Raw genomic sequence first — 23608 nt, forward strand, 5'->3', positions numbered from 1 at the left:
TTTCCAAATGGAGGCCTGATTTATGAAAAGGGTTGAGCCGAAACGTACAACAGCCACTTTCTCACTTTTTATAGAACATGCGTTGCAAAGCACCTATGTGGAGCTTCCTTTTGAGATGCCGAGCCACGTAGAGGAAATACAAGTTAGTTACATAGTGGAAGCCAAAGAGAATTCAATCGCTATTATCGATCTGGGGATTCGTGATTCTCATAGAGTTAGAGGCTGGAGCGGTGGTGCGCGCACTCATTTTAGCTTAGGACTGGAAAAAGCAACCCCTGGTTACTTGTCGGGTCCATTAAGTGCTGGTAACTGGGCTGTTCTGCATAATGCTTATAAAATACCTGAGGATGGCTGCACGGTAAAAGTAACAATAGAGTTTACTTATGCTACGGAACGCTGGCTTAAAGGCGATTTGCATACCCATAGCATCAATAGTGACGGATCGTATACCTTGGAGGAAAATGCAGCAATCATGGAGCAGCTTGGCTGTGATTTCATTGCAATGACCGATCATAATACTTCCAGCCAAAATCAATCCTTTCCTAGAAATACAAGTGTAGTTATGATTCCTGGCTATGAATTTACAACAAACTTTGGACACAGCAATTTTCTTGGGGTTACAGATCCTTTAGATGATTTTCGTGTTTCTAATCAAGACGATGTTAACAAAAGATTGAGCATGGCTAGAGAACGCGGAGCTAAGATCGTGCTGAATCATCCTCATTGTGATTTTTGTCCATGGGAATGGGACTTTCAAGTCGATCATGATTGGGTTGAGGTATGGAATGGCCCTTGGACAGACAGAAATGAGCGGACCTTAAACTGGTGGCAGCAGCAGCTCGTAACCGGCAGACGATTGACGGCCATAGGAGGAAGCGATGTCCACAGACCGGATCCGTATGTGAAGCATGCGATGCCCTGCACTTGGGTGCTGGCTTCTACTAAGACCATAGAAGGCATTCTGAATGGTATTGATAAGGGACATGTGTCAATCAGCTACTCTCCTGAGGGACCCTTTGTAGAGCTGGAATGCGGGTCCTATAAGATCGGCGAGGTTGTACCAAATGAGGAGCGTAATAGAACCATTCGACTTCAGGCAGAGAAGCTAATAACGGGGGACAGGTTGAAGCTGATCAGCAATAGAGGGGTTGAGCAGGAAGTGATAGTTTCAGATAACGAGAATGGAATAGCGGAGCTTAGTTTTGAGGCAGGCCATATAAAGTTTGTGAGAGCAGAGGTATGGAGGTACTTTAAAGAGACGGACTGTTTATTGATGGCGACCTTGACGAATCCCATTTATTTGGATTAAATTACTAATTTCTGAGGTGATTTCAAATGAAAATTACTGTAATGTCGTATAATTTACGATACAACACGCCGAATGACGGGGATAACATTTGGACCAACCGAATATATCGGGTTGCACGTATTATTCAAGAGCATCAACCACTTATTATCGGTACTCAGGAAGGCTATCACATCATGTTAACGGGTCTTAACGAGAGGCTAGAGGAGTATGCTTGGGTAGGTAATGGGCGAATGGGCGAGCACGAGAATGAGCATTGTGCTGTTTTTTACAAAAAAGCAGAGCTTGCAGTCCTGCATCATGGCCAATTCTGGCTGTCGGAAACTCCCTATGAAGTAGGCTCCAAAAGCTGGGACAGTATGCTGCCGAGAATATGCACCTGGGTCCACTTTAAGCATCTTATAAGCGGCAAGGAGTTTCTCGTCTATAATACGCACTTGGATCATTTTGGGCAGACCGCTAGAGATTTGGGTTCTGTACTCATATGGGATACTATCCGATCACATCGAACAGAGTTTGGCTTGCCGGTTATCCTGACGGGTGATCTGAACAGTCATCCCGATCATTTTCCAATCCGCTTTCTGCGAGGGGAAACGGACTATCAGGGCCGCCAGACTTGGCTAAAGGATGCTTACACAGCGCTTCCGGGTACTATCGGATTAACTGCTCACGAATTTAAAGGCGGTGATACAGGGGAGCCAATTGACTATATTTTTGTGTCTCCCGAAATTGAAGTTCTGGAAACGCAGGTTGATCGCAGAGAAATTGATGGAGGTTATCCATCTGATCATTACCCTATTGTGACATCCATTCAAATTAATGATGATGTCTTCAAGCAGCAGGTACTAGCAGACAATTAGACCGACGAATGACAGTAGATGGTTCGGTTCTAAGTAGAGAAAAGGAGACAGGGCCCATGAACGATCGTTTGGAAAAAATATATGTGGTTTTTAAAACACATTTTGATATCGGTTTCACGGGTTTGGCATCCGATGTAGTTCATAAGTACAAAACCGAGATGTTGAAAGAAGTCATTGCTATTTGCGATAAAACCAAGGATAACGATCCGAACGAAAAGTATGTTTGGACGATGTCGGCATGGCCCTTGCTGCAATCGTTGCAGGGCAGTGACGAATCGGATAAAGCAAGCGCTTTGAAATTCCTGGAAGATGGCCAATTAATATGGCACATGCTTCCTTATACAACTCATACCGAGTTTTGCGGCTTGGAGGAGTGGATTCGAGGCATGTATGTTTCTCGTAGTTTGAGCGAGAAGTTTGGGTACCGTCCCAAGGATGCGAAAATGACAGATGTCCCAGGGCACACCTGGATCGTTCCTTCCTTATTGAAAAAAGCAGGTGTAGAGATTTTGCATCTGGGCTGCAATGGCTTCTCAACGCCTCCCGATGTGCCGCCGGTATTTTTCTGGGAAGGGCCGGATGGGGAGCGGCTGCTAACCTTTTATTCCAAAGGCGCCTATGGCACCGGCATCCTGCCACCGGAGGAGTGGACTCATCCGGTATGGCTCGCTTTGATTCATACAAGCGACAATCATGGGCCGCATGAGGCGACAGTAATCGAAGAAATGAAAGCTTCGATTGCTGAGAGCGGTCTGCAGGCCGAGCTGCACATCGGCAGCTTGAGTGATTTCGCTGTGGATTTCTTGTCAAGAAATCCAGATTTGCCTGTAATCCGCGGGGATTTGGCGGATGCCTGGATTCACGGCGTAGGCACGGCGCCGCGCGAGGTTTCCCGCGTGCGGGAGCTGAGGAGCCGCATCGCGGCGGCTGAAAGCGCACTGGCGCTCGGCATGCTCTCCGGCGAGACAAGCGATATCGGCGGGGCTACAGGCCTTACACAGCAGATCAAGAGTAAAATTGATGAGAGCTATGAGTATACTCTTTTGTTCGGTGAGCATACATGGGGGATGGATTGCAAAAGCTTCTTGTTCCCTAGAACATACGATAAGAAGTCGTTTCTTAAGGATAAGAGCAGTGAACGGTACCTCAAGATGGAGCATTCCTGGCAGGAACAGATCAATTATTTAAATAAAGCCGAAACCTCACTTGATGCTGCGGTTGGGATGCTTACTGGAAGGGTAAATGTGACGCCGTCAAAGGATAAGAAAACGTATCGAATCTATAATTATTTGGGTTGGCAGCGTGATGCGTTCGTCCTTCTGGAGGACATAGAAAGCCTAGGCTCCGATGAAGTCTTTATCGACTGCGCGAACGGTGAGCAGCTTATCTGGAGCTTTACCAATTCCGGCATTATCGTAGAAGTGAAGCAGCTCCCAGCCTTGGGCTATAAGACGATTGCTTGCATTAATCAAGTAGAGCTCCAAGCTGCATATAAAGGTTCAGCTGTTGAGGTTGCGGCTACTTCTGTAGATACACATGCAACCGAACTGAAAGGTTATGTTAACCATCAGGAGTCTGTGTTAGAAAACTCTTTCGTCAGGGTGAAGCTAGATAATCGGACGGGATGGATCACTAGTCTTTACGACAAGAAGCTGCAGAAGGAATGGGTGGAAGAAACCTCTGAATTCGGCTTCGGACAGTATGAATACAATATTTATTCAAGTGAAGAAATAACCCGCTACATCAAGAAATATGCGTACCGGTTTTATGATTGGGGCGTTCATGACTTCGGTAAGACAGAATATCCTGAACAGCAGAAACGGCTATCGTTTACCACCGAGCTTAGTGAGATTCGTCTGATTGAAGAGTCGGATTTTGTTCGGTTGGTGTGTAGCGCCTCAAGTGATACATCGTCAGTTAGTGAGTATGGCAATGCTAACGAGACGGTTTGGAGTATTACTCTAATGGAGGATTCGCCTAATATTGATTTGGAATGGCGGTTTACAGGTAAAGAGGAAACCCCTATGGCGGAATCCGGGCACCTACTGTTTCCATTAAAGCTGGATAATCCAAGCTATCGAATCAATAAACTGGGAAGCGTTATCGATCCTTGCACGGATATCGTTCGATCATCCAATACACTGCTGCATTGCTGTGAAAACTTCGTGGATGTATCGGATGGAAATGTGGGAATGGCGATCATTCCGTTAGATACCCCATTATTTTCCATTGGACGTAACGGAATGTGGGATTTTGAACCTGATTACAAGCCTGAGAAGCCTGAGATCAACTTCAATTTGTTCAACAATTGGTGGGGTACCAATTTCCCGCAATGGGTTGGCGGAAGCTTGTCTTATCGTTACAGACTTATTCCGCATAAAGGTGACTGGGCAGAAGGCTCGGTATGGAAGCAAGCCCAAGAAACGATGACTCCTGTATCTGGAATACTAGTTGGCGAGGAACATTCGCAATCCGCAATTGCTGATTTGTTGCCTAATGGACTGGATGGTATGGCGGTAACAAGCTTCAAGCCAGCAGAGGATGGAGATGGTTATATACTACGTCTGCGCGAATGGATAGGCCAGAGCCGTGAGGTAACGGTTCATATTGCTTTACAAGCTAGTGAAGTGCTTAAAACGGATTTGCTAGAATATAAGATCAAAGAAAATGTATGTTCCTTAATCGAAAGTGGAGCTGACAACGTGAATCAATTTCGCTTTCAAACACAACCCTTTGAAATACACACTTTCCGAATTCGTTAATTTTCTTATATTACCTAAATCTCTTAAGAAACCCTTGTCTGGGCTTGCAAAGCAAGCAGGCCAAGGGTTTTTTCGCAATAAATTTGGTACTGAATGGACTGGTAATGAAAAGCTCTATTGAAATTCCTGCTGTACATGGTATTGTTGTAGTAGTGGAGGTTGATAGTTATGAACTATATAGTGATAGATCTAGAGTTCAATGGAAGAAAGCATTATGATATTTATCCAATGGAAATTATTGAAATAGGTGCAGTAAAGCTGGACCGTCATTTAAATATTGTTGATACGTTCCAAAGCTACGTAAATCCCAATTTTGAGCTAAATCGGTTTGCTTTGAAATTTTGCGGCATTGAGAAAGAGACATTATATGCAAGTCCGTCTTACCAAGAAGTGATTAGCCGGTTTATATCATTTTGTGGGGAAGATTATAAGATGTTTGCATGGGGCGGCAGTGATTTCTTCAATTTATTCGTAGATTGCAAGGTGAACAAAATTAATAATGAATGGTTGGGTCAGCTGATTGATCTAACACAGTTTTTTGAAGGGGGCTTACAGCAAGCCTTAGAAGCTCACCAATTAACGCCTATCGGCCAACATCATTCTGCACTAGACGATGCATTAAACGCTGCACAGCTTGTAAAGCTGCGGCCTGAAGTAGTAACTTCAGAGCAATATTTTGCACCCAATGAATTCAAAATATGTACAGGCGGCATAAAGAAGTGGATTGCTCTTTCACATGATCATGCTGTTAAAATAGGAAATAAGCTGACTTGGGAACAATTTACCAATAATGAAAAAACTAAAGCTTACTTTAGAGTGATGAATTTGACAGTCTCAGAGATTGCCATGGTTGAAGCATTATTTCACAAGTATGGTTCCCAAAAGTTTGGACGTAAATACAATAAGCTGCAGCTTGCCTAATAGGATTAGGGGCTGCGGCTTTTTTTCTAGTTGACTCCTAAAGATTGGCTTAATATTCCACCTCGAATGGGTTATAATAAGGGTTAACTCGCTGTAGACATCACACAACTCGCTAATTCGATTAATGGGAGGGATACATGTTTTATGGAAAAACGTCAATTTGGTAAAACCGGTTATGAATTCCCGATCCTCAGCTTCGGCGCTCAACGGATTGTCGATGAGCATAACTGTACAGAAGACGAGGCCATACAGATTGTGAACCGAGCGATTGATGAAGGTATCACCTATTTTGACACCGCACCGACCTATTCCAAAGGTCAATCGGAGGAACGTCTTGGCAAGTCATTCGGTGATCGGCGTGATCAGGTGTGGATTGCTACAAAAACCGGTGAACGCACTAGGGACGGATCTTGGAGAAAGCTCGAAGAGAGTCTTAAACGGCTTCAAACAGATCATGTAGAAGAATGGAGACTTCACGCAGTAGGTACGATGGACGAATTGGATCAAATATTTGCTGAAGATGGGGCGCTTAAAGCGCTGATTGAAGCTAAAGAGCAGGGTGTTATTAAGTACTTAAGTATTAGCGGGCATCTTAATCCTCAAGTTCAATTGGAAGCGATTAACCGATTTCCGTTCGATAGTGCACTTGTAGCCTTATCGGCAGCGGATCATTTCATATACAGCTTTGCGCATGAATTTCTACCCAAGGCCAATGAGAAAGGCGTAGCTGTAATCGGTATGAAGCTGCTTGGGCTAGGGCGGTTATCTGATTGGTACGAGCAAGCACTAAGATATACATTCAGCTTACCCGTTTCCACCTCCATTGTTGGGATTTCGTCAATGGAAGAATTGGAAAAGAATCTGGCCGTAGCTCGAAATTTCAAGCCGATGTCAGATGTGGAATTGCTGTCCTTTCTGAAGGAAATGATGCCTATGTGTACTCCAGAAATATTGCGTTGGAAAGCGAAGGACTGGAATAACAAAGAGGAATGGTCAGTTCGATAGTTAGTAGTTAGTTGGTTAGTATTGAATTATTACCTTGAGGAGCAGCGGCATTATAAAGCCGGATGCTCCTTATTTTCTGTGCCTCCGGGCAGAATTAATCCTTTTTTTTTTGATATACAATAGGATAATAGAGAGTAAGCTCATCCATACTATTCTAAAGCCGAAGTGTTGAATAAAACGGAATTTTCGGGGAGTGAGACTTATTATGAATAAGGCAGCTTTATTACATAGACCGAAGCAACGTAAATTACTAGTCAGTGTTGGCCTTAGTTGGCTTTTCGATGCAATGGATGTGGGAATTATCTCATTCATTGTTGCGGCTCTAGCTGTAGAATGGAAATTGGGGGCGCAGCAGATAGGTCTGTTGACTGCGATTAACTCGGTTGGAATGGCTGTTGGGGCGGTAGTGGCGGGTTCGTTAGCGGATCGCTATGGTCGCCGGTCCGTATTGCTCTGGACGCTTCTTATTTTTTCGGCTTCAAGTGGACTATCTGCACTGGCTGCAAGCTTCGGTGTATTATGTGTGCTGCGTTTCTTCACCGGATTCGGTCTTGGAGGTGAGCTGCCTGTCGCCTCTACACTTGTTTCGGAGTCGGTACCTATTGAGGAGCGAGGGCGCGCTGTTGTGCTGCTTGAAAGCTTCTGGGCAGCAGGATGGATCTTGGCGGCATTGATAGCTTATTTCATCATTCCAGCATATGGCTGGAGAACTGCCTTTGTTATTGGCGCGTTACCAGCCCTGTACGCTTTATACCTTAGAAAAACTATTCAGGATTCGCCCCGCTTTATAGAGCAGTCACGCATAAAGCTGACATTCAGAGAACGCGCAGCCTCCGTGTGGTCTGTCAAATACCGCAAGTCCACGATTACACTATGGATTTTATGGTTCACCGTTGTGTTTTCCTATTACGGTATGTTCTTATGGCTGCCGACAGTTATGGTGCTGAAGGGCTTCACCCTTGTAAAAAGCTTTCAATACGTACTGATTATGACGCTGGCACAGCTCCCTGGATATTTCACAGCTGCTTACTTTATTGAGAAATTCGGACGAAAATTTGTGCTCGTTACGTATTTACTGCTGACAGCATTAAGTGCGATCTGGTTCGGCAATGCGGAAACGGTAGGGATGCTGATTGCTTCCGGAATTAGCCTCTCTTTCTTTAACCTCGGTGCATGGGGAGCTATGTATGCCTATACACCGGAGTTATACCCAACCGCGGTACGTTCTACCGGTGTAGGGCTTTCGGCTTCCTTCGGGCGCCTTGGCGGAGTAATCGGTCCTTACCTTGTAGGTATGCTGGTAGCCCGGGAAACCGGAATCAATTCTATATTTATCATATTTTTCGTGGCGATCGTTATTGGGGCACTTGCAGTGCTATTTCTAGGCAAAGAGACCAAAGGGATAGACATAGTTTAAAATAGCAAATCGACAGTATACATAGTTAAATTTAATCAAATAATAATTCGGATGCTCTGACAAACATCTTAAGATTATTAAATAGAGGAGATTAACTATGTCTAATGTAAAACTAGCCATTGTTTATTACAGTTCAACAGGAACCAACTATCAATTGGCACAGTGGGCAGCAGAAGGTGCCAAAGCAGCAGGAGCAGAGGTAAAAGTGGTGAAAGCTCAAGAGCTTGCGCCTCAAGCTGCGATTGACAGTAACCTAGCTTGGAAGGCACATGTGGAAGCAGCCAAGGATGTGCCGGTAGCATCACCAGCCGACCTGGAATGGGCAGATGCCATTATTTTCAGCGTTCCGACTCGATTTGGCAATATGCCTTCTCAGATGAAGCAATTTATAGACATTACGGGCGGCCTCTGGGCTCAAGGCAAATTAGTAAACAAAGTAGTAAGCTCAATGGCCAGTGCAGGCAACCCACACGGTGGACAAGAGGCAACGATACTTGCACTTAATACGACTTTTTATCATTGGGGAGCAATAATCGCGGCGCCTGGGTACACCGATCCCGTTATCTATGCGGCCGGAGGGAATCCATACGGAACAAGCGTAACCGTTGAACAAAACGGGACTATGCGTGAGCAGGTAAAGGATGCAGTAGTCCATCAGGCCAAGAGGACGGTAACCGTAGCTGGATGGGTGAAAAAAGGGCTTGAAGGATAACCACTTATAAAGAAATGAGAGAAGACCTTTCAGGTATCTTCTCTTTTTTTGTTGTAGGTGTGAAAACGGTTCATAATACGACGATTTGGTGATATCCAAATAAAGATCAATGCATTATACTAAGGCTGCAAAATTGTAAATATCGGGATCTGACACAGCTCTAGCCAGATGAAAGGACTGTATGCCTTATGAGATCATTTCAACTAAGCTCTTATATCCCTCTAAAAAATAGATTGTTCCTCCGTATATTACTGTATTTCTTATCCTTTCTTTTACCGATTCTTATTATCGGCGCGTTTTTGTATATTCATTTTCATGACACGGCCAAAAAAGATTTTAAGCAAAAAATTCAACTCAATTTAGAAGCCTCTGCGGAATTTATTGACGTATATCTACAAACGGCTCAAAGGAGCAGCCTCAGCTTTTATTCGGATAAAAACGTCATGTCTTATTTACTCCCCTATAGACTCTACGACCCCGCAGATAGAGTGAATTTGCCGAATATTCCTTATACACTAGCCCGTATTTCCAATAACATCGGTGAGTTGATTGATAACATTTTTGTTTTTGTTGACGATGAGAAGGTATACACGAAGGATGGTTTGGAAAATTTTAATTATTTTTTTAACAATATTTATCAGTTTACCGCTTATGATCAAAGCTTCTGGAGAAGTAAAATCAATACAGATAAATATTTGGAGCAATTGAAACCTTCTAAAGTTACGGTTACTAATTCAGTGGAAAAAACCGCCATACCCTTTGTGTTTGCAAAAACCGTAAACGGCCATCAAGCGGCCATGGTTATGACCGTATCGGTTGAAAGAATAGCCAATACGATCCAAAAAAACGGCGGTTATTCGTCGACTAATTACCTTATTTTCGATAGCAGCAAGGAAATCATTTGGTCCAGCTCTAAAGATCTTATCCCTCCAAACAGCTGGTTAGGCGAGGATGGCTTTACAAGGGAGCAGATCAGCAGCGGGGAGCTACTTATCGATGGCCACAAATTTGTTTTAACAAGCGTTAAGTCCGGTACCTATGGCTGGACCTATTATGCGGTTACCCCTTACACGGAATTTACGAAACAATCGACTCAAATTTTTGCGACAGTCGCTTCTATTTGTATCATTTTACTGATGGTGGGTTGTGTTTTGTCGTTTGTTTTTGCCTATAATCTGTACAGTCCTATTCAAAAAATACGAGATATTTTAATGCAAGATGGAGATGAAAGCGATTACACATCCAGGCCGTTAAAGAAAGGGAATGAGCTCGAGTGGATCGGGATGGGGATTCATCAAATCATCGAAAAAAACAACATATTTAAACAGAAGCTGGATAGCTTTTCGACGGACTATATCGACTATGTGTTGCTCAATGCTGTCTCAGGGACTAAGCCGGTGAATGAGCAAGAGCTGGAGAAGCTGTTAAAGGAGGAGCTACAGTTTAATGAGGAGTCGTTCGTATGCTGTAAAGTTGTTTTCTCTTATAAGCCCGCATTTTATGAAGAGATTCAGGATGTGGAAAGGCTGCTCATTATTAATAAAATCAAAAAAATCATCGACGGCTTTGTCGCCCAATATGTGCCGGCCTATATTCTTGAATCGAAACAAAATGTATTCGTCTGTCTAGTCAATATCAATGAGAACGAAGGGTTGAATGAGTTGAGAGGAGCCATGCTGGGCATTGTGCAAACCTTTCGGCAAGATTCCAGATACTGCAGCATTCATATAGGTATCGGTAAAATCTACGCGGGTATAAGTGGAATTTCGAAGTCCTATAAGGATGCGGTAACCTCCTTGGAGCATGCGGACACCCGGCAGGATTTTCTTATTACAGAGCTGACGGATATGTCCAAAGAAAGAAATATCTATTCCTATAAAACGGATCAGCTGGTCTCGACCATAGTAACTTATATTGAAGAGCATTATGGTCAAGATCTTTATTTGGAAAAAATAGCGGAGCAAATGGGGGTCTCCTCCAAGTATATATCGAAGGTTTTCAAAGAAAAGAAAGGCATAAATTTGACCGACTACATAAGCATGATCAGAATTATGAAAGCGAAGGAAATATTGATGAACACAGACCGGAACATTAGTGACATTTCGGAACAAGTGGGAATTTACAGTAGGACGACGTTTATTCGATTGTTCAAGAAATTTGAAGGCCTACCTCCCAATGAATTCAGGAAAAATAAGGGCTACAAGCCGGAAGCGGAAGAATGAAACAAGGGAGGAAAGCTGAAACAATTGCCGAACGTTCCCAAAATGGAACAAACGAAGCGAGGAATGGACGTTTAAACTGAAGTATCTGCCGTGGTACAAATAAGGCAGCTTAAGAGAAAGGAGGTCCTAGTATTAAACAGACCGGATTTATGGGCGAAAGAAAAAAACTAATTCAGCAGAGCAAGTACCTTTATCTGATGTTGATTCTTCCCATGTTGTACTTTGTAATCTTTAAATACGGTCCATTGTTCGGGCTGTTAATAGCATTTAAAGAGTACAATGTATTTCAAGGAATATGGAGAAGCGAATGGGCGGGCATCAAATATTTTCAGCAATTTTTATCGGATCCTTATTTCTGGACTCTGGTGCGTAATACTGTGCTAATGAACATTTACTTAATCGTTTTCTTTTTTCCGGCTCCTGTTCTTTTAGCACTTTTATTGAATGAAATGAAAAGCAAGCTGTTTAAGAAATTTGTGCAGACGGTCAGCTATTTGCCGCATTTTCTATCGACAGTCGTCATCTGTGGGATGATTATTAATTTCTTAACCAATGAAGGCTTGATTAACCGCATCATTGCCGGTCTTGGTTATGAGCCTATCCAGTTTTTGATGCAGCCGGGTTGGTTTAGGACGATCTATGTAAGCTCTGAGATATGGCAAGGGGTGGGGTGGGGCGCTATTATTTATTTGGCCGCGCTTACCTCCATTGATCCGCAGCTATATGAGGCGGCGACCATGGACGGTGCTAACCGTTGGAAGCAGATGCTGCATGTAACTCTGCCCGGTATAGCACCCGTGATTACTATCATGTTCTTATTGAATTTAGGGAACATCATGTCAATCGGTTATGAAAAAATTCTGTTGTTGTACACAGGGCCTACTTATGAGACCGCAGATGTTATTTCCACCTTTGTTTACCGTAGAGGTCTTGTTGGCAGTGATTTCAGCTTCGCTACAGCCGTTGAATTTTTCCAATCGATCCTTGTTTTATGCTTTGTTGTTACGGCGAACTACATTGCGAGAAAAGTTAGCCAAACCAGCTTATGGTAGAAATGAGTGTGAGTTGTGAGAACTAACAAAGGCATCGGCCCCTGGCTTTTTGACGGGTACAATTATTTGCTCTTATCGGTGCTTGTAATTGTGACCTTATACCCAATTTATTATATGGCTATTATATCTGTGAGCGATGGACTGTTGGTGTCTCGGGGGGATGTGAAGTTTTTTCCTGCCGGATTCAATTGGGAAGCTTATAAAACAGTCCTAGAGGATCCTGCGATCATTCGCTCCTATGGGAACACATTTGTGTATACGCTGCTAGGTACTTGTATTAATGTCGGTTTAACAGCCCTGTGCGCGTATCCGTTATCCAGAAATAAGCTGTATGGCAAATCGGTGTTTACCTTTCTGATCATCTTAACGATGTTCTTTCACGGTGGCATCATTCCGAATTATTTGGTTGTTAACAATCTAGGTTTGCTAGATTCGATGTGGGCAATCCTGCTGCCTCCGGCGATTAATGTATGGTATATGATTATGATGCGAACCTTTTTCTCAGGGATTCCCAATGAACTTCATGAATCCGCTTTCATCGATGGAGCTAATGACGTGCACATTTTCTTGCGTATTGTTCTGCCGCTTTCCATGCCTGTATTGGCTACTATGACAATGTTTTATGCCGTGTGGCATTGGAACAGCTTTTTCCCGGCGATGATCTATTTAAACGACCCAAAGCTGTTTCCCGTACAGATTATTATGCGCAAAATTGTCGTAGCCGGACAGATGGGCAATCAGAGCATGGCTGCAAGCGGATCCGATATGACCGTGCTGGTCTCTGCTGAGAATATCAAATATGCGGTCATCATTATTACGATCTTTCCGATATTGGCCATCTATCCGTTCATCCAGAAATATTTTGTAAAAGGGGTTATGGTGGGTTCTTTAAAAGGATAGCTGTGTTTGGTGTTTCAATTGCGAATGGAAAATAGGAAACGGAGTGAATAGCTATGGCTAGTAAACAGAAAAAAGTCATTTCCTTGATTTCAAGTATGGTGTTAACAGGTACAGCGTTGATTGGCTGCAGCACACAAGGCACTATCACGGCTCCAGCTTCGGGGGGAACACCAAAAGTGGAAGGGCAAGGTCAAAAAAGCGCTGATGCCAAAAGTCCGGGCGGCAAGCTGTTTGATCAGCCGATGACATTAAAGGAAATGCTGCCAGATGGTGCGTCCCAGCCTATCGTAACGGATTCTCCATCCATACAAGAAATATTTAAGAAGACGAATGTCAAAATCGAGCTTCAGCCTTCTCCTGATACGAATTACGGGGAAAAGGTACAAACCTTGCTCGCAACTAACAATATTCCGGAAATTATCCGTATCCCCAAAACAAATTTCTTAGACGCGGCACCTTTAGCCAAAGCGGGCATGTTTGTTGCTGTAACGGATCATCTGGACGTTGCTCCGAACTTTAAGAAGGTGATGGAAGAAAATCCTGAAATCAAGAAATTGATGGTGGACGGAAAACTTTACGGCTTCCCAGTTATGGGGAAATGGAAGGTTCGTTACGGGCAGCTGCCGCTCATTCGTGACGATCTGCTTAAAAAGCTCAATTTGCAGGCTCCGACTACATTCGAAGAGCTGTACCAGGTGCTGAAAAAATTCAAGGAAGCTTATCCCGAAACATATCCGATTACATTCCGCAACGGAATTGCGAACTTTTTACCTTACATGGCTTATACGCTTGGCTCGGGGTATCCGACTTACTATGATCCTGACGTAAATGGAGGCAAGTACGTATACGGGCCGGCTCATTCCGCCGATTTCAAACCGGTCTTGACCTATCTGAACAAGCTGTACAGCGAGAAGCTGCTGGATCCGGATTATGCCGTCAATACAGGCCAAACGTGGCAGGAGAAATTAAGCTCTGGAAAGTCACTTTTCTATTATGATAACAACACATTCGGGCTCACTTTTACTAAGGCGCTGCAGGCTAAGGATCCTCAGGCCAAATTCGAACAAATCCGGATTCTCAAGAACGGTAAAGGACAGACTCGTAACTACGAATATCCGAAGGACTGGTGGCATATGTTTGCTATCAGCTCCAAAGTGAAGGATCCAAAGGCTGTTGTCAAATTCATGGATTGGATGTACAGCGACGAGGGGGTTATGGCAACTAATTTCGGTATTGAAGGCGAGCATTACAAGATGGACAATGGCAAACCTGTCGTTCTGGATAGTGTCCTGCAAAAATTTAACGATAAAAAAGATCCGTTCCATGCCATGCAATCGGCTCTGGGTACCGGACTGTTAGCCTTCGCTACCTATGTGGATGAAAAACCGCTGATTGCTATTTCGCCTCCGGAATTGGATAAGTGGAGTAAATTGATGGATCAGGATAAAGGCTTTTTTCAAAATATAATGGATCCACCTTTCAATAAAGAAGAGATGGACAAATTGAAGCAGTTAAAAACCCAGGTGGATACACTGGTACAGCAGGAAATGGATAAGTTCATCATGGGAACAAGGAAGCTGAGCGAATATGATGATTTTGCCAAACAGCTGGAAAGCAAAGGAGCATTGGAAATCGAGAAAATTTACAATGATGCTAACGCTCGCTTGAAATAATCAACAGAATTGAGGTGAGACCGGATGATAATCGATCATATTAGCAATGCCCCGCTCTATTACGGCATCAACGGGAAGTTCGCCACAAAAAGCAGTCTTCAAAGTAAAAATCTAATAAGGAAAGTTCAAAAGCTGCTTTTTTTGAACTGCCTCTAAAGGGGATGGAACGATGAATAGTACGGATTTATTGGCCAGATTGAAAGATGGGGGCAGGGCTTACGGGACGTTGATCATATCAACGTCTCCCCGTTGGCCGGCAGAGGTGAAAAAGCTGGACTTGGATTTTGTGTTCCTCGATACCGAGCATATGTCTATCGACAGGGACCAGCTCTCATGGATGTGCCGGACGTATGAAGCGCTTGGGATGGCTCCGATCGTCCGGATACCGTATCCGGACCCTCATCAAGCAACCATCGCATTGGATGCAGGTGCCTCAGGTATTGTAGCTCCATATGTGGAAACCGTGGAACAGGTGCAGGCTCTGCGGGGGGCTGTTAAAATGCGGCCGCTTAAAGGACAGAAATTGCAGAAGCTGCTGGAAGGCACAGAAACAGCTGAACCACAGCTCGCTGAATATTTAAAGGAGTATAACCGGGAGCATATACTGATTGTGAACATTGAAAGCCAGCCTGCGTTGGATGCGCTTGACGAAATTCTTGCTGTACCCGGCCTGGATGCTGTACTTATCGGTCCGCATGATCTTTCCTGCAGCCTTGGCGTTCCCGAGCAATATCGTCATCACTTGTTCATGCAGGCTGTAGAAACGATTATTAAGAAAGCTCGTGCAGCCGGTGTTGCCGCAGGCATCCATTATTTTTTCGGAGTCGATCAGGAGATCGGATGGGGCAAGGAAGGGATGAACCTGTTCATTCATGCTTCAGATATGACAGCCTTTATGGAGAGTATGTCTCGCGATCTTCAGATCATCAAAGAAGGACTTGGGGATAAAACGATAGATTCCGCTAACAGGATCCATATCTAATATTAACCTTCACTTATACAGATATAACAGGAGGATGCGCAATGAAACCGAATCAAGAGACAGCAAGTAAAAGAGTGGCTCCATGGGACTTTTCAGACGCTGTACTTTTAATACCGGTAGGGCTTAAGGGAGCAGAAGCAAAAGCAATAACCTTGCTAATGGAAGAAACAGAGAAAAGAACCGGTATAACTTTAACGGTTACCCATGAGTGGCCAGATGGTCATCAACCTATTATTGTGGCGGGGACAGAAGCTTCCTTGCAAGGTATAGTTAAGGACTGGGATGCCCTCCAGACGTTGGCCAATCCCGGGAAAGAAGGGTACAGGCTGCTTGGTGCAAAAGGCGAGAGATCGGTTGTTTTAATCGTAGGTGCCGATTCAAGAGGTATGCTTTACGGGATTGGCAGATTTTTGCGCAAATCGAGCTTGATGAAGCAGTCGATAAAAGTACCTGCGAACTTATCCATATCCAGTACACCCAAGCAATCATGCCGAGGGCATCAATTAGGCTACCGTCCCAAAACGAATGCCTATGATGCTTGGTCTGTGGGCCAATTTGAGCAATATATCCGGGAGCTTGCGATATTCGGTGCCAATAGCATTGAAATTATGCCTCCGCGGACCGATGACGATGCGACGGGACCGCTGATGCAGGAGGATCCGTTGGACATGATGATCCGATTATCGGAAATCATCGATTCATACGGACTGGATACTTGGGTCTGGTATCCTAATATGGCTAATAACTATGCCGATCCGGCAACGATTTGCGAGGAATTGCTGGAACGGGAGGAAATATTCAGCAAGGTTCCGCATATTCATGCAGTGTTTATGCCGGGGAGCGACCCGGGGGAGCTGGAGCCGGATCTCTTATTCGTATGGGCAGAGCAAGTGGCGGAATTGCTACAGAAATATCATCCTAAGGCCAAATTATGGATTTCACCGCAGGTAATGTCGCATGAGCCCGCTAAATGGCTGGAAGGCTTCCTTGCCAACGTGGACAAAGAACCGGAATGGCTGGGAGGATTAGTTTTTGGCCCGCATGTGGATATTACATTACCGGATTTGCGCCGCCGCATCCCAGAGAAATATCCGATTCGCCGTTATGAAGATATTACTCATAATTTCCATTGTCAATATCCGGTTGTTAACTGGGACCTTGCGTTTGCACTGACCTTGGGCCGCGAGAGCATCAACCCTCGGCCGCTAGCAGAGAAGCATATTCATAATTTGCTGGAATCGTATGCTATCGGTAATATTTCATACTCCGAAGGCATCAACGATGACGTGAATAAATTTATATGGAGCGATCAGGACTGGGATTCGAAGACGGAGGCTATAGAAACACTGCGTGATTTTGCCCGCTTATTTATTGGCGATGCTTTCTCAGAGGGAGTTGCACAGGGCTTGTTAGCTCTCGAAAGAAACTGGGAAGGTCCTGTAGCCGTTAATGAAGGAATAGATCGAACTTTATATCAATGGAGAATGATGGAACAGGCAGCTCCTCCCGAAGTTTTGAATAATTACCGTTTTCAAATGGGGCTTCTGCGAGCTTATTATGATGCCTACATAAAACGCCGCTTCATTTACGAAACGGAGCTGGAGATGGAGGCGATGGATGCATTGAAATCGGCCTCTTCCACTGGCTCACTTGCCGCGCTGGAGAAGTCAGAAGCTATCTTATTAAGAGCGAAGACAAGTCCAGTCTCTCAAACACTCAAGCAGCGTTGCTGGGAATTGGCTGATGAGCTGTTCAGTAATATCGGAGCGCAGTTATCCGTTATCAAGCATAAAGCCATAGCGTTAGGCCGCGGTGCTTTTATGGATGCTATTGACTTTCCGTTGAACGATTCAAGATGGTTGTCTGCTCAAAGTTCCGTCATCAGAAAACTAGATAATGAGAAGGATAGGCTGAATGCTATTTATGAAATATTGAATCGCACCAATCCGGGACCTGGCGGTTATTATGATAATTTAGGCTCCTACAAGGGCTGGCAGAGGGTTGCTAAGGGCAAGGGCTGGGAGAAAGATCCAGGTTATCTCGAATCCCCGCGAATGGCTCCCGGCATTTATTTATTGCAATCGGAACGGACATTTGATGAGAGTGCCATTCCACCTATAGCTTCAACGCGCCATGCCAACACGTTAGCTGATACCCAATTATCTCTTCAATACGAACATTTAGACCCCGCTTCAGCTTACACCGTGAAGGTTACTTATGTAGGGGATACTGCGAGTGAATTATCACGGGATTATCATGTTACGCTGACGGCGCAGGGAGGTCGAGTACTACACGAGAACATATTAATCAAGCAAGGACAGTGCACTCAAATAGAATCACCGATCCCTCAGGAGGCTTTGGCTAATGGAAACCTGGTTCTCACTTTTAACAGGGTTAGCGGGTTCAAACGGTTGAATGTTTCCGAGGTATGGATCATGCGCAATGGATTAGCTGATGGAGCGTCATGAATTAATTATTTCCGTTATACCGATTGCGGAATTGGTGCATACTGACTATAATTGGATAATATAGGTATAGGATTAAAAGCAACGATGAGAAAGAGTAATTGGATTATTTCTTTGTACAGAGAGCTCCGGCAGCTGAAAAGGAGTAAAGAAACGTCTAATGAACATGGTCTCTGAGCTGTACATCGAACCCTCATTAGGTAGTAGATTGTATCGGGTGCACCCGTTATAGTGCTAGGGTATAAGCGCGTAATTGTGTCGTACCTGAAGAGGTCAATGCTGCGAGGTATTGATAAAATTAGGTGGTAACACGTGAGTATAACTCTCGTCCTTTATGAGGATGAGAGTTTTTTTGTGTTTTGAACAAAAGGAGGTTAATCAAATGAGCATTTTTATTGGTGGAGCTTGGCCTTATGCCAATGGTTCGTTACATTTAGGTCGCGTAGCAAGCTTATTGCCTGGAGATATTTTGGCCAGGTATTTCAGGTTAAAAGGTGAGGATGTATTGTATGTTTCAGGTAGTGATTGTCATGGAACACCGATCTCCATTCAAGCAAACCAGGAAGGGGTTTCACCCAAGGTTATAGCAGATCGGTATCATAAGGAATTTGTTGATTGCTTCGAGAAGCTCGGTTTTTCTTATGACCTGTACACAAGGACAGATGATTCCTTCCATCATGAGGTCGTTCAGCAATTGTTTCTTCAACTATCGAATAATGGCTACATTTATAAGAAAGCTGTTGAACAAACCTATTGTTTGAAGTGTGACCAGTTCCTGCCGGATCGATATGTGGAAGGAGTATGTCCTCATTGCGGACAGAATGCTCGTGGAGATCAATGTGACTTTTGCTCCTCATTGCTGGATCCGGTTGAACTGATTGATAAGAAGTGCAAGCTGTGTAAAAGCAGTCCGACCACTCGATTCTCGGATCATTATTTCCTTGCCCTATCCAAATTTCAAGGGGAGCTAGAACGTTATCTGGACCAGGCTTCGGGCTGGAGGGAAAATGCGCTTCACTTAACTCGACGCTACTTAAACGAAGGACTGCATGACCGGGCTGCAACGAGGGATTTACCGTGGGGAGTGGAAGTACCTATTGAAGGGTTTGAAGGCAAAAAGATTTATGTTTGGATTGAAGCGGTCAGTGGGTATTTGTCTGCCAGCATGAAGTGGGCAGATGCCAACCGCTGCAGCTGGGAGCATTTCTGGTCTGAACATACCATTGCCTATTATGTGCACGGTAAAGATAACATTCCATTTCATACCTTGATACTGCCTGCGATATTGCTTGGCTCGGGGAATCTTCACTTACCGGATAGAATAATCTCTGGAGAATATTTAACCTTAGAGGGCAAGAAGTTTTCGACTAGTAGGAATTGGGCCGTGTGGGTTCCATATCTATTGGAAAATTACAATCCAGATTCCATTCGGTATTTTTTAACAACGAATTCCCCTGAAAACAGGGATACCGATTTCTCCTGGAGAGAATTTATTTATAGTCATAATAGTGAACTGCTTGGGGCATTCGGAAATTTTGTCAACAGAAATCTGATGTTCATTGTAAAGTCCTTTGAGGGTGCGGTCCCTGAGGCTCAAATGAATCAAGTTATCCGATTAAAAATTATTGAATTGTATGAGCTTGTGGGAAATCGAATTGAATCAGGGAAAATGAAAGATGCGCTAGAAACGATATTTACGTTTATCCGAAGCTCTAACAAATATTTTGATGAAAGAAGACCGTGGGTTGATTATAAAGAAAATCCGCAGGAGTGTAAGGAGACTTTATTTACTTGCGTTCAGATTATAGCTAACTTATCCGTTTTACTTTCTCCATTTCTACCATTTTCATGTCAAAGGATCCGATCCTTCTTGAACATATCACAATCAAGCTGGGGCTATATGGAGATTCTGCCACTTCAAAAAATCCAATCTCTACAGGTTTTGTTTGAAAGAATCGATATTAGCAAAATTCAAGCGGAAGTTAACAAGTTGAGCAGTGAGTCCGGTCAATAACTGTATTTTTATTTCCAAAAAATGCGATTCCAGATATAATCATTGAAAGGAATGATTAGGGGGTGTCTTTATAATGATTAACATCGTTAATCTTATCGAGTTCGTTAAGCCTTTTTACGAAAAAAAGGATGTTATGCATGACCTGTCACATATCGACAGAATGATTAATTCCGCTCAACGCCTATTAATACATTACCCCGAAATAACGGATCATGATTTAATTAGGTATGGTTGTTATTTTCACGGCTTTATCTATATGGAAGAGCAGCTGATTAGGGAATATTTGCGGCAACAAGGATTAAAGGAGCCTTATATTGAGAAGATTGTCAAGGTTTCTTGGGAGTCTCAGAAGGATGAAGTTCCCGAATCAATTGAAGGCAAATTACTACATGATGCTCATATGATTGAAGGCGGTAAAACCTATCTAATAGTAAAATCCTTATGTACGGGAACTGCGAGAGGCCAGAGCCTAGAGCAAACATTGGAATATTTCGAAACCTATGTTCTCGGAAAAGGTGCATGCTACTTAGCTGAAGCCCAGCCTCAATACAGGGAAATGCAGCAATTTGCATCTGATTTTATTAGAGATTTGCGTGCGGGATTAAATGGTGGTTGAAAAAAAAAAATTGGGGAAGGGAGGATTCTTAATGTCCTTAACTTGTTTAGGCTGTAGGTTAGCTAATGGCCAAGAGAGCTCAGAAATCGTATATGAGGATGAACTTGTAACCTGTCTGCTGGATATTGACCCTTTCAATGAAGGGCATCTATTAATCTTGCCTAAGAAGCATTATTTGGATCCAGATGAGCTGGACGGGCTAACTGGAGCCGCTATCATGAACGTTTCCTCGGAAATGTCAACAATCCTGAAGCGAGTATTTTCTCCTGACGGGATAACCATGATTCAAAATGGAGGCATATTTAACGATTTACGCCATTATCATATGCATGTATTCCCGAGATATGAAGGTGATGGATTTGCTTGGATTGAACCTTCAGAAACGCATAATGCGAAGGAACGCCTTGCTGAAACGAAGCTATTAATTGTTAAAGAACTAACTAAGAAGGGGCAGCCTGAATGAATGATATTGAAATCAAGATAGTGAAACCGGATTATCCAGACCTGCTGCAGTTGATTCATCAATTAGACGAAGAATTATTAGAGAGATACCCTGCCGAAGAGGTTCATGGAATTGATTTTGAAGACCCTAGTATTAACGATGTTGTTTTTATTGTAGTTTATAGAAATAACAGGGCGGTAGGTTGTGGGGCAATCAGGCCATTGGATGCGAGCTGTACCGAATTAAAACGTTTTTTTGTCGACCGGACTTATAGAAAGATGGGAATTGCTAGCCGTATGCTGAGTTTTCTGGAGAATGAGGCCCGTCTCTTGCATTTTGAAATGATTCGTTTGGAAACAGGAACCGAACAACCGGAGTCGGTGCAGCTGTATCAAAAGCACGGTTACTTGTCGATAGAAAAGTTTGGCCCTTATGTGGATGGAGAAATGAGTCTATGTTTTGAAAAGAGGCTATGATCAAAGGTTTCAATCAGTTCAATTTCAATACGGAATGAGTGATTAGGTTTGCTTAAATTATTTTTCTCCTACTACCGTCCTTATAAAAAGCTGTTTTTTCTAGATTTCACTTGTGCTGTAGTTGCTGGACTTTTGGAGCTCGGATTTCCGCTTGCTGTCCATCAATTTGTCGATAAGCTGCTGCCCGGTAAAGATTGGGGATTGATAATATGGGCATGCGTGGGATTGCTTGGGGTTTATGTTCTGAATACGGTGCTGCAGTTTGTTGTTACTTATTGGGGACACATGCTGGGCATAAACATTGAGACGGATATGCGCAAGAAATTGTTCGAGCATATTCAGAAGCTTTCGTTCCGTTTCTTCGATAACAATAAAACGGGTCATTTGATTTCGAGAATCACGAATGATCTCAATGAAATCGGCGAAATTGCTCATCATGGACCTGAGGATATTTTTATTGCGATTATGACGCTGGTTGGAGCTTTTATCTTAATGCTCTTCATCAATTGGAAGCTGGCTATTCTGACTTTCCTGATCATTCCATTTATGGCTTGGCTGGCCATTTTCTTCAGTCGTAAAATGACTACTACTTACCGCCGTTTGTTCGGGGATGTCGCGGATTTTAACGCGCGTGTTGAGGACAATGTCGGAGGTATTCGCGTAGTGCAATCTTTTGCCAATGAAGAGTATGAGAAGGAATTGTTTGCAGTCAATAATAAGCGGTTTCGAGAAACGAAGCTGCTTGCATACAAGATTATGGCTAAAAGTATGTCCGTTAGCTATATGATGATGCGCTTGGTTTCCATGTTTGTGATGATCTGTGGTACGTGGTTTGTCATCCGAGGAGAGCTGAGCTACGGGGGCTTTGTTGGTTTTCTGCTTCTGTCCAATGTATTTTTCCGTCCGATAGAGAAAATCAATGCTGTTATTGAGAGTTATCCCAAAGGTATTGCCGGCTTCAAAAGGTATGTCGAGATCCTGCATACGGAACCGGATATAGCAGATTCTCCTAATGCAATTGATGTGAAGAAATTAAATGGGGATATTCGGTTCAGCTCGGTTACCTTTGGTTACGAAGATGATAAAAAAATAATAAGCAATAGTGATCTTTCCATTCGTGCAGGAGAAACAATAGCTTTCGTCGGACCCTCAGGTGCAGGTAAAACTACCATATGCAGCTTATTGCCCCGGTTTTATGAGGTTAACAGTGGAAGCATCCTGATAGATGGCATCGACATTCGAGACATGACCTTAAACTCGCTGCGCAAACAGATCGGGATTGTTCAACAGGATGTGTTTCTATTCTCAGGTACAATTAAAGAAAATATCTCATATGGCAAGCTAAAAGCAACCGACTCAGAAATCTGGGAAGCAGCAAAAAGAGCACAACTAGAGGACTTCATTAAGCAGCTGCCTCAAGGTATGGAAACGGTTATCGGGGAGCGAGGGGTTAAGCTCTCAGGAGGTCAGAAGCAACGCTTGGCGATTGCGCGGATGTTTCTGAAAAATCCACCGATTTTAATTCTCGACGAAGCAACCTCAGCACTTGATACAGAGACAGAAGCTGCGATTCAACAATCACTCGCCGAGCTTTCAGCAGGTAGAACTACACTCGTTATTGCCCACAGGCTGGCAACTATTAAGAATGCGGATCGGATTGTGGTCGTTACGGAAAAAGGTGTGACCGAGCAGGGAAGACATCAGGAGCTAATTGCCGCTGGAGGGGTATACAGTCGATTGCACAAAGCCCAATTCGGATCTTAATACAAGATTGGAGAGTGGA

General features: G+C 43.7%; 18 protein-coding genes and 1 other annotated feature. All 18 genes read left to right on the top strand.

What is annotated here, in order from left to right:
• Window positions 1–22 precede the first annotated feature (22 nt).
• The 18 genes from GC093_RS13630 (at window position 23) to GC093_RS13715 (ending at window position 23589) form a co-directional block, all read left to right on the top strand.
• Window positions 23–1309 (top strand): CehA/McbA family metallohydrolase, encoded by a 1287-nt coding sequence (locus GC093_RS13630; RefSeq protein ID WP_171652421.1) that lies wholly within the window; start codon window positions 23–25, stop codon window positions 1307–1309.
• Between the two features lie 26 nt (window positions 1310–1335).
• Window positions 1336–2166 (top strand): endonuclease/exonuclease/phosphatase family protein, encoded by an 831-nt coding sequence (locus GC093_RS13635; RefSeq protein ID WP_171652422.1) that lies wholly within the window; start codon window positions 1336–1338, stop codon window positions 2164–2166.
• A 56-nt stretch (window positions 2167–2222) separates the two neighbouring features.
• On the top strand, window positions 2223–4928 hold the full coding sequence (locus tag GC093_RS13640; protein WP_171652423.1) for a DUF5054 domain-containing protein: 2706 nt from the start codon (window positions 2223–2225) through the stop codon (window positions 4926–4928).
• Between the two features lie 168 nt (window positions 4929–5096).
• On the top strand, window positions 5097–5849 hold the full coding sequence (locus tag GC093_RS13645; RefSeq protein WP_171652424.1) for a 3'-5' exonuclease: 753 nt from the start codon (window positions 5097–5099) through the stop codon (window positions 5847–5849).
• Window positions 5850–5993: 144 nt separating this feature from the next.
• Complete coding sequence (locus GC093_RS13650; protein ID WP_171652425.1) at window positions 5994–6854, top strand: aldo/keto reductase; 861 nt, start codon at window positions 5994–5996, stop codon at window positions 6852–6854.
• Window positions 6855–7059: 205 nt separating this feature from the next.
• Window positions 7060–8271 carry a niacin permease NiaP gene (locus GC093_RS13655; protein WP_171652426.1) on the top strand — a complete coding sequence of 404 codons (1212 nt, stop codon included), beginning with the start codon at window positions 7060–7062 and terminating at the stop codon, window positions 8269–8271.
• A 97-nt stretch (window positions 8272–8368) separates the two neighbouring features.
• A complete protein-coding gene (gene wrbA / locus GC093_RS13660; protein WP_171652427.1) occupies window positions 8369–8983 on the top strand; it encodes an NAD(P)H:quinone oxidoreductase in 615 nt (204 codons plus the stop codon).
• Between the two features lie 188 nt (window positions 8984–9171).
• On the top strand, window positions 9172–11205 hold the full coding sequence (locus GC093_RS13665; RefSeq protein WP_171652428.1) for a helix-turn-helix domain-containing protein: 2034 nt from the start codon (window positions 9172–9174) through the stop codon (window positions 11203–11205).
• Window positions 11206–11354: 149 nt separating this feature from the next.
• Window positions 11355–12257, top strand: coding sequence for an ABC transporter permease (locus tag GC093_RS13670; protein WP_171652429.1), 903 nt, complete (start codon window positions 11355–11357; stop codon window positions 12255–12257).
• 15 nt (window positions 12258–12272) lie between these two features.
• Window positions 12273–13157, top strand: a complete 885-nt coding sequence (locus GC093_RS13675) for a carbohydrate ABC transporter permease (RefSeq protein WP_312886527.1) — start codon at window positions 12273–12275, stop codon at window positions 13155–13157.
• A 53-nt stretch (window positions 13158–13210) separates the two neighbouring features.
• A complete protein-coding gene (locus GC093_RS13680) occupies window positions 13211–14830 on the top strand; it encodes an extracellular solute-binding protein (RefSeq protein WP_171652430.1) in 1620 nt (539 codons plus the stop codon).
• A gap of 169 nt (window positions 14831–14999) precedes the next feature.
• On the top strand, window positions 15000–15812 hold the full coding sequence (locus tag GC093_RS13685; RefSeq protein WP_171652431.1) for an HpcH/HpaI aldolase family protein: 813 nt from the start codon (window positions 15000–15002) through the stop codon (window positions 15810–15812).
• A gap of 41 nt (window positions 15813–15853) precedes the next feature.
• Complete coding sequence (locus tag GC093_RS13690; protein WP_171652432.1) at window positions 15854–18280, top strand: beta-N-acetylhexosaminidase family protein; 2427 nt, start codon at window positions 15854–15856, stop codon at window positions 18278–18280.
• A gap of 72 nt (window positions 18281–18352) precedes the next feature.
• Window positions 18353–18613 (top strand) — a binding site (T-box leader).
• 46 nt (window positions 18614–18659) lie between these two features.
• Window positions 18660–20291, top strand: a complete 1632-nt coding sequence (gene metG / locus GC093_RS13695; protein WP_246314289.1) for a methionine--tRNA ligase — start codon at window positions 18660–18662, stop codon at window positions 20289–20291.
• A 73-nt stretch (window positions 20292–20364) separates the two neighbouring features.
• Complete coding sequence (locus GC093_RS13700; RefSeq protein WP_171652434.1) at window positions 20365–20907, top strand: HD domain-containing protein; 543 nt, start codon at window positions 20365–20367, stop codon at window positions 20905–20907.
• Window positions 20908–20938: 31 nt separating this feature from the next.
• Window positions 20939–21370 (top strand): HIT family protein, encoded by a 432-nt coding sequence (locus GC093_RS13705; protein WP_171652435.1) that lies wholly within the window; start codon window positions 20939–20941, stop codon window positions 21368–21370.
• Window positions 21367–21825 carry a GNAT family N-acetyltransferase gene (locus GC093_RS13710; protein ID WP_171652436.1) on the top strand — a complete coding sequence of 153 codons (459 nt, stop codon included), beginning with the start codon at window positions 21367–21369 and terminating at the stop codon, window positions 21823–21825. The genes GC093_RS13705 and GC093_RS13710 overlap by 4 nt, the downstream gene beginning before the upstream one ends.
• Before the next feature lie 48 nt (window positions 21826–21873).
• Window positions 21874–23589 carry an ABC transporter ATP-binding protein gene (locus GC093_RS13715; protein ID WP_171652437.1) on the top strand — a complete coding sequence of 572 codons (1716 nt, stop codon included), beginning with the start codon at window positions 21874–21876 and terminating at the stop codon, window positions 23587–23589.
• Window positions 23590–23608: the final 19 nt, after the last annotated feature.

The sequence above is a fragment of the Paenibacillus foliorum genome, assembly GCF_013141765.1.
In the GTDB taxonomy this organism is placed as follows: domain Bacteria; phylum Bacillota; class Bacilli; order Paenibacillales; family NBRC-103111; genus Paenibacillus_S; species Paenibacillus_S foliorum.